Genomic DNA, 7,516 nt, shown 5'->3' on the forward strand with positions numbered 1-7,516 from the left:
CTCCGAACGCGGCGCATGGCTCAGCGTTCGGAGATTTCCGTGGCCGCTTCGGCCGGGCGCGGGGCGCGCGCCTCTTCCTCGACCGCGGTGCGCGGCGCGGGACGGGCAGGGCCGGGCGGCGGGGTGGTGGCCGCGACCTCCGCGTGGTCGGCGGCGCGTTCGGCCTCGTCGCCGGCGCGCTCGGCGTCGTCGGAGGCGGCTTGCGCCTGCATCGCGCTGAACATGCCCGAGACCGCGCTGAACATCTGCACCCAGCGCGTGGCCTGGCCGGCCATCGCGCGGCCCTTGGCCGGTTCGAGCTTGCCGGCGACGAAGCCGCTGATCAGCCCGGCGATGACGATGCGCGGGGCCGTCCAGCCTTCGCGCCAGACGCGGCGCAGGGTGTTCCAGTGCACCTGGGTGTCGTCCGCGCGCCCCTGCACCAGGCGTTCGGCGCGTTCGACGCGGTGGCGCAGCTGCTCGAAGTTCATGGCGTCTTCTCCTGATCACGCGCGGCCATGCTGGCGTGCTGCGCCTTGGGCTTGGGCGCGGCGGTGTCTTCCTCCTCGCCGTGCTCGTCGAACAGGCCCAGCCGGCTGAGCTGGCGCCGGGTGGCGTGCAGGCCGGTGTGGTCGAAGAAGTGGGACACGCGCCAAACCGCCAGGCCGGTCATGGCCAGGCTCACCAGCGCGGTGAAGAACAACGACTGGAACCACGACAGGCCCAGCCGCTGCAGCAGGGCGATGATCGCGCCGGTCAGCAGCAGCCAGGAGGAGGCGCCGAACACGATGGCCACGCCAGCCCAGGCCAGGCCGCGGCCGAAGGCGCTGCGGGCGAGGGCCAGGTCGGCGGAGACGAGGCGACGCAACGCGCGACCGGTGTCGCGCGCCGAGCCCAGGGTCGCCTTGCCGGCATCGCCTACCTGGCGGAGGCTTTCTTCCAGGCCAGGCGGCGGGGTGCCGGGGGTTTCGCCTTCCGGTGGCGGGGTGGCGTCGCTCACGCCGTCAGTCGTGGCTGCCGCTGCGGGCGAGCTTGGCGATGATCCAGCCAGCGGCGAAGGCGACGCCGAAGGAGGCCAGCGGGCGTTCGCGGATCAGTTCCTGGGCGCTGTCGAGCAGGTCGCGGCCCTTGTCCATCAGCGCGTCCATCTGCTCCTTCGCGGCGGCGCCACCGACTTCGGCGGCGGCCAGGCCGGAGAGCGCGCTGTCGCTCAGTTCGGCCTTGACGTTGGCCTTGCCCAGGCGCAGTTCGTCGCCCGCGGCGCTGGAGGCGCTGCGAACGGCATCGCCGGCGGCGCTGGCGGCGGACTTGAGGTGGCTGCCGGCTTCGTTGAGGTTGCCCTTGAGCTGGTCGGTGTTGGTCGGAACGCTCATCGTGATCTCCTTGGGGGTACGGGCTTCCGCGCGGGGCGGAGCATGGAGCCTAGCAATAACATCGGCGGGGTGTAGGGCGTGTGTGAGGTGTGCGCTTCTGGCATGAGTGGTTCATGCGCGCCGGCGCCATCCATGGCGCCAACGGTCCCGAAAGGGCCCAGCCCCCGAAGACCCCATGGATTGCCTCGACCGGATGCGCAAGCGGGTTCGTCTGCATGCGCCCGGGTTTTTCGGTTGCCCTGCTGGGTTCAACGCACCAGTACGTCGTACTGCGCGCCGCCGCGCACGATGCGCAGCACCAGACGCTGCGGCGGACGGGTGAAGTTGGCGCGCCAGCCGGCGAGGTCGGAGAAATCGCCCGCCGAAGCGGCCACGATGACATCGCCACTGGCCAGTCCGTTCTGCGCCGCGCGGCTGCCGCGCTTGACCTCGCTGATCAACACGCCGCTGATGCCGGACTGGCGCAGGGATTCGGGCAGGTCGGTGAACGTGGCGCCGTCCAGGCGCGGGTCCAGCGCGGCGCCGCCGGCCGCGCGCGCCTGTTCCTTGAGCACCGCGCGCAGCTGCAGCGATTTGCCGTCGCGGTGCACGTCCAGCGTCACCGCGCTGCCAACCGGCTGCAGGCCCTCGTAGTTGTGCAGCGCCTCGGCGCTGTCCACGCGCTCGCCGTTGGCGCCCACCACCACGTCACCCGGCTGCAGGCCGGCCGCCGCCGCGGCCGAGCCGGGCAGCACGCGCGCCACCAGCGCGCCGCGTGCGCTCTCCAGCCCCAGGCCCTGCGCCATCTGCGCCGAGAGATTCTGCGTTTCCAGCCCCAGCGTGCCGCGGATCACCACGCCGTTGTTCTTCAGCAGCTGGTCCACCACGCTGCGCGCCATGTTCGAGGGAATCGCCAGGCCCAGGCCGATGTTGCCGGCCATGCTGCCCTGCGGGTTGAAGCTGGCGGTGTTGATGCCGACCAGGCGGCCCTGCAGGTCCACCAGCGCGCCGCCGGAATTGCCGGGGTTGATCGAGGCGTCGGTCTGGATGAAGTTCTGGTAGCCGAGCCCGCGGATGCCGCTGCGGCCCACCGCAGAGACGATGCCGCTGGTGACCGTCTGGGTGAAGCCGAACGGGTTGCCGATCGCCACGACGAAATCGCCCACGCGCAGCTGCGCGCTGTCGGCCAGCTGGATGGCGGTGAGCTTGTCGGCCGGGATGCGGATCAGCGCGATGTCGGTGTCGGCATCGGAGCCGAGGAACTCGGCCTTGACCGTGCGCCCGTCGGCCAGCGTCACCTGCACGTCGTCGGCGTTCTCGATGACGTGGTGGTTGGTGAGCACGTAGCCCTTGGCCGCATCGATGATGACGCCCGAGCCGAGCGATTCGTTGATGCGCTCCTGCGGGATGTCCGGGAACAGGCGACGGAAGAACGGGTCGTTGAAGAAGGGGTTGCGCACGCGCACCACCTGCTTGGTGTTGACGCTCACCACCGCCGGCATCACCTGCTGCAGCATCGGCGCCAGGCTCGGCAGCGGCTGCCCGCCGACGGACGCCGGCAGCGCGGCGGTGGCGGGGACGAGGCTGGCCACCGGCGCCGGCGCGAGCGGCGCGGCCTCGGCGCGGTTGTCCAGCCATTCGTGCAGGCCGGTGGCGGCGAAGGCGCCGAAAGCGGCGGCCAGGGACAGGGTCAGCAGCGTGGGCAGCGGGCGCATGGAGGGTCGGTGTCCGGGTGACGCGGAAGGGAAAGGAAGCAGGCCGGCAGGATGGCGTGGACCTGAAAGCTGAACAAGCGTGCCGCCGATCTTTTTAATGGTGGGTGAAAGCGCGCCGTGGCCGCGCGAGGGGGTGTTTGACAGCCCCCTAAGGCGGCGCTAGTTTTCGCCGCAAATCCCCAGATGTTGTGGTGGCCAACCGGCCGGGCCCAATATCCGGGCGTCTTCTCCCGGGATCGCGCGCATGACGCAGCACGCAGGCAAGGGCAGGGCACTTCGACCGGGCAATCGCCCCGGTGGCGTGCCTGCCGGCCGCGCCCGGTTTTCCCGCTTGTTTCCCGCATCCGGCCGCTCTCGCGGACGGCCGTTCCCGCGCGTGGCCGGTGCCGGCCTGGCCGGTTCCACGCCGCGTTCATCCGCAAACTGCTTTACATCGTCGCGTAGACAACACGCCCGAAGGAGGGCTCATGAGCAACGGTAATGGTGCATCGGCGACGGTTTCCCAGGTCGCTGGAAACGTGAAAGAGTCGGCCGTCCACCTGGGCGAATCCATCGCCCATACCGCCAGCGAGGCCGTGGCCAGCGTGGAGAAGATGGCCAAGACGGCGCGCAAGCAGGTCACCCAGCGGGTGAAGAAGGCGCGCAAGGCCGTGGCCAAGAAGACCGCCAAGGCCGGCAAGGCGGTGAGCAAGCGCATTGCCTCGGCCCGCAAGAAGCTCGAAGCCGCCAGCGCCAGTGCCAAGGCCGAAGCGGCCGCGCTGCGTCGCAAGACCGGCAAGAAGGCCACCAAGAAGACCGCCAAGAAGGCCGTGGCCAAGAAGTCGGCCGTGGCCAAGAAGGCCGCCACCAAGAAGGTCGCCACCAAGAAGGTCGCCAAGAAGAGCGCGGTGAAGAAGGCCGCCACGCGCAAGCCGGTAGTGAAGAAGGCCGCGGCGAAGAAGGCGGTCGCGAAGAAGGCGGTCGCGAAGAAGGCTGTCGCCAAGAAGGCGATGACCAAGAAGGCGGTCGCCAAGAAGGCGCCGGCGAAGAAAACCGCGATGAAGAAAGCCGCAAAGAAGACCACCGCCCGCAAGGCGGCGAAGAAGGCGGCCTGAGTTCCAAAAGGAAAGGGCGGGGAAACCCCGCCCTTTCCGCTTTCCCGCGATGATGCGGGCGATCAGTCGCCCAGCGTCAGCAGCGAGGCATTGCCGCCAGCGGCGGTGGTGTTCACCGTCACCACCTTCTCGGTGGCGAAACGCAGCAGGTAGTGCGGGCCGCCCGCCTTCGGGCCGGTGCCCGACAGGCCCTGGCCGCCGAACGGCTGCACGCCGACCACCGCGCCGATCTGGTTGCGGTTGACGTACACGTTGCCCACGTTGACGCGCGAGGCGATGCGGTCGACCGTCTCGTCGATGCGCGAATGCACGCCCAGGGTGAGGCCGTAGCCGGTCGCGTTGATCTGGTCGATCACCGCGTCGAGCTGGTCGGCCTTCCAGCGGATCACATGCAGGATCGGGCCGAACACTTCACGCTGCAGCTGGTCCAGCGACTTCAGCTCGTACGCGCGCGGGGCGAAGAACGTGCCGTTCGCCGCCGCCGCATCGACCGGCGCGGTGGCAATGGCGCGGGCCTCGGCATCCATGCGCTGCGCATGCTTTTCCAGGATATCCAGCGCATCGGCATCGATCACCGGGCCGACGTCGGTGGACAGCAGCGCCGGGTCGCCGATCTTCAGCTCGGCCATCGCGCCGCCGAGCATGGTCATCACCTTGTCGGCGATGTCGTCCTGCACGAACAGCACGCGAGCGGCCGAGCAACGCTGGCCGGCGGAGATGAAGGCGCTGGCGATGGCGTCCTTCACCACCGCTTCGGGCAGCGAGGAGGAGTCGGCGATGAAGGCGTTCTGGCCGCCGGTCTCGGCGATCAGCACGCCGATGGCGGCATCGCGCGCGGCCATCGTGCGGTTGATCAGGCGGGCGGTTTCGGTGGAGCCGGTGAAGGCCACGCCGGCCACGCGCGCGTCCTTCGTCAGCGCCGCGCCGACGGTGGCGCCGTCGCCCGGCAGGAACTGCAGCACCGCTTCCGGCACGCCGGCTTCGTGCAGCAGCTTCACCGCGTAGTAGCCGATCAGGTTGGTCTGCTCGGCCGGCTTGGCGATGACGCTGTTGCCGGCGGCCAGCGCCGCGGTGACCTGGCCCAGGAAGATCGCCAGCGGGAAATTCCACGGGCTGATGCACACGAACACGCCGCGGCCATGCAGCTGCAGTTCGTTCGATTCACCGGTCGGCCCCGGCAGGCGCTCGGGCGCGCCGAACTGCGCGCGGGCCTGGCCGGCGTAGTAGCGCAGGAAATCCACCGCCTCGCGCACTTCGGCCACGGCGTCGGGCAGGGTCTTGCCGGCTTCCTTGACGCACAGCGCCATGAACTCGGGCATGCGCGCTTCGAGCAGGTCGGCGGCGTGTTCGAGGATGGTGGCGCGGCTGGCGGCCGGGGTGCGGTTCCAGACCGGCATCGCGGCCACGGCATTGGCCAGCGCCTTGTCCACCACGGCCGCGTCGGCCGGCTGCCACTGGCCGACGACCTGGCGGCGGTCGGCCGGCGAGGTCACGTCCAGCGCGGCGGTGGAGACCACCGCGCCCGGCACCAGCGGGCCGGCCTTCCAGGGCTTCACGGCGGCGTTGAGCTGCTCTGCGAGCTGGCGCAGGTCCTGGTCGTTGGCGAGGTTGGCGCCCATGGAGTTCTTCCTGTTCTGGTTCTGGCTGCGCAGCAGGTCGGCCGGCAGCGGGATCTTCGGATGCGGGATGGAGGCGAACGAGGACACGGCTTCGACCGGGTCGCGGATCAGGTCCTCGATGGCCACCTTCTCGTCGGTGATGCGGTTGACGAAGCTGGAGTTGGCGCCGTTCTCGAGCAGGCGGCGCACCAGGTACGGCAGCAGGTCCTCGTGCGAGCCGACCGGCGCGTAAACGCGGCACGGCAGGCCGAGGCGGTCGGCCGGCACCACTTCGGCGTACAGGTCATCGCCCATGCCGTGCAGCTTCTGGTGCTCGTAGGTACGGCCCTGGGCGATGGTGCGGATCGCGGCGATGGTGTGCGCGTTGTGGGTGGCGAACATCGGGTAGATCGCGTCGATGTGGCCGAACAGGCGCTTGGCGCAGGCGAGGTAGGAGACGTCGGTGTTCTGCTTGCGGGTGAACACCGGGTAGCCCGGCAGGCCGTCGAGCTGGGCGCGCTTGACCTCCGCGTCCCAGTACGCGCCCTTGACCAGGCGCACCTGCATGCGGCGGCCGCTGCGGCGGGCCAGGTCGGCGAGGTAGTCGATCGTGTACGGCGTGCGCTTTTGGTAGGCCTGCACGACGACGCCGAAGCCATTCCAGCCGGCCAGCGAGGCATCGCCGAACACGCGTTCGATGATGTCCAGCGACAGTTCCAGGCGGTCGGCTTCCTCGGCGTCGACGGTGCAGCCGATGCCATAGGACTTGGCCAGCTGCGCCAGTTCCAGCACGCCGGGCACCAGGTCGGTGAGCACGCGCTCGCGCTTGGCGTGTTCGTAGCGCGGATACAGCGCCGACAGCTTGATCGAGATGCCCGGCGCCTGGGTCACGTCACCGTCGGCCTTGCCGCCGCGGCGCACGTGGTCGCCGCCGATGGCGTGGATCGCGCGGCGGTAATCCTCCAGGTAGCGCAGGGCGTCCTTCATCGTCAGCGCGCCTTCGCCGAGCATGTCGAACGAATAGCGGTAGCCGGCGTTGTCGCCCTTGTGCGAACGCGAGAGCGCTTCGTCGATGGTGCGGCCCATGACGAACTGGTGGCCCATGATTTTCATCGCCTGGCGCACGGCCAGGCGGATCACCGGCTCGCCGACACGCGCGACCAGGCGCTTGAACGCGCCCGGCGCGTCGGCGCGGGTGAGGTCGTTGATCTGCACGATGCGGCCGGTGAGCATCAGGCCCCAGGTGGAGGCATTGACCAACACCGAATCGCTGCCGCCGAGGTGCTTTTCCCAGTCGGCATCGCCGAGCTTGTCGCGGATCAGCTTGTCGGCGGTTTCCTGGTCGGGGATGCGCAGCAGCGCTTCAGCCACGCACATCAGCAGCACGCCTTCCTCGCTGCCGAGGTCGTACTGGCGCATGAAGGCTTCGATGGCGCCCTGGTCGTGGGCGCGCACGCGCACGCGGCTGACCAGGTCGGCGGCCAGCGCCTGCACCTTGGCCTGTTCGGCGGCGGGCAGGCGGGCCTGCTCGAGCAGTTCGCGGACGTGTTCGGTCTCGTCCTTCAGCCACGCGGCGGTGACCGCGGCGCGCAGCGCGGACGGTGCCGGCGGCAGCTCGGGGGAGAGCAGGGACGGGGGCGGCGGGTGGCCACCGGGGGCGGTATCGGGCAGGGCGCTCATCGGATCGCTAGGGGCAGGGAAACCGGCGCCATTCTAGGAGCGCCGGTGCTACCGGCACTTGAAGGGAAACGACGCCCCGGGCGCCGTTTTCTGCATGG

General features: G+C 70.1%; 6 protein-coding genes. 1 reads left to right on the plus strand and 5 read right to left on the minus strand.

The window, feature by feature from the left end; translation table 11 throughout:
* Window positions 1-20: 20 nt before the first annotated feature.
* From ARC20_RS02175 to ARC20_RS02190, 4 genes are all read right to left on the minus strand, one after another.
* On the minus strand, window positions 21-470 hold the full coding sequence (locus tag ARC20_RS02175; RefSeq protein WP_057643618.1) for a hypothetical protein: 450 nt from the start codon (window positions 468-470) through the stop codon (window positions 21-23).
* Entirely contained in the window at window positions 467-979 is a 513-nt protein-coding gene (locus ARC20_RS02180; protein WP_057643621.1) for a phage holin family protein, read from the minus strand. Before ARC20_RS02180 ends, ARC20_RS02175 begins: the two co-directional genes overlap by 4 nt.
* Before the next feature lie 4 nt (window positions 980-983).
* Complete coding sequence (locus ARC20_RS02185; RefSeq protein ID WP_057643624.1) at window positions 984-1,352, minus strand: hypothetical protein; 369 nt, start codon at window positions 1,350-1,352, stop codon at window positions 984-986.
* Between the two features lie 248 nt (window positions 1,353-1,600).
* Window positions 1,601-3,046, minus strand: a complete 1,446-nt coding sequence (locus tag ARC20_RS02190; protein ID WP_057643627.1) for a Do family serine endopeptidase — start codon at window positions 3,044-3,046, stop codon at window positions 1,601-1,603.
* 467 nt (window positions 3,047-3,513) lie between these two features.
* Between ARC20_RS02190 and ARC20_RS02195 the strand changes: the two genes are divergently transcribed.
* Entirely contained in the window at window positions 3,514-4,140 is a 627-nt protein-coding gene (locus ARC20_RS02195; RefSeq protein WP_057643631.1) for a hypothetical protein, read from the plus strand.
* 62 nt (window positions 4,141-4,202) lie between these two features.
* Here the strand turns inward: ARC20_RS02195 and putA are convergent, their stop codons facing one another.
* Complete coding sequence (gene putA / locus ARC20_RS02200; RefSeq protein WP_057643634.1) at window positions 4,203-7,418, minus strand: bifunctional proline dehydrogenase/L-glutamate gamma-semialdehyde dehydrogenase PutA; 3,216 nt, start codon at window positions 7,416-7,418, stop codon at window positions 4,203-4,205.
* Between the last annotated feature and the right edge of the window lie 98 nt (window positions 7,419-7,516).

Origin of the sequence: Stenotrophomonas panacihumi, assembly GCF_001431645.1 — a bacterium.
Lineage (GTDB): Bacteria > Pseudomonadota > Gammaproteobacteria > Xanthomonadales > Xanthomonadaceae > Stenotrophomonas_A > Stenotrophomonas_A panacihumi.

What these genes read in the sequence shown, in the direction of transcription:
- putA (WP_057643634.1), bottom strand. Translation starts at nt 7,418, where the DNA reads ATGAGCGCCCTGCCCGATACCGCCCCCGGTGGCCACCCGCCGCCCCCG.
- ARC20_RS02190 (WP_057643627.1), bottom strand. Translation starts at nt 3,046, where the DNA reads ATGCGCCCGCTGCCCACGCTGCTGACCCTGTCCCTGGCCGCCGCTTTC.
- ARC20_RS02175 (WP_057643618.1), bottom strand. Translation starts at nt 470, where the DNA reads ATGAACTTCGAGCAGCTGCGCCACCGCGTCGAACGCGCCGAACGCCTG.
- ARC20_RS02195 (WP_057643631.1), top strand. Translation starts at nt 3,514, where the DNA reads ATGAGCAACGGTAATGGTGCATCGGCGACGGTTTCCCAGGTCGCTGGA.
- ARC20_RS02185 (WP_057643624.1), bottom strand. Translation starts at nt 1,352, where the DNA reads ATGAGCGTTCCGACCAACACCGACCAGCTCAAGGGCAACCTCAACGAA.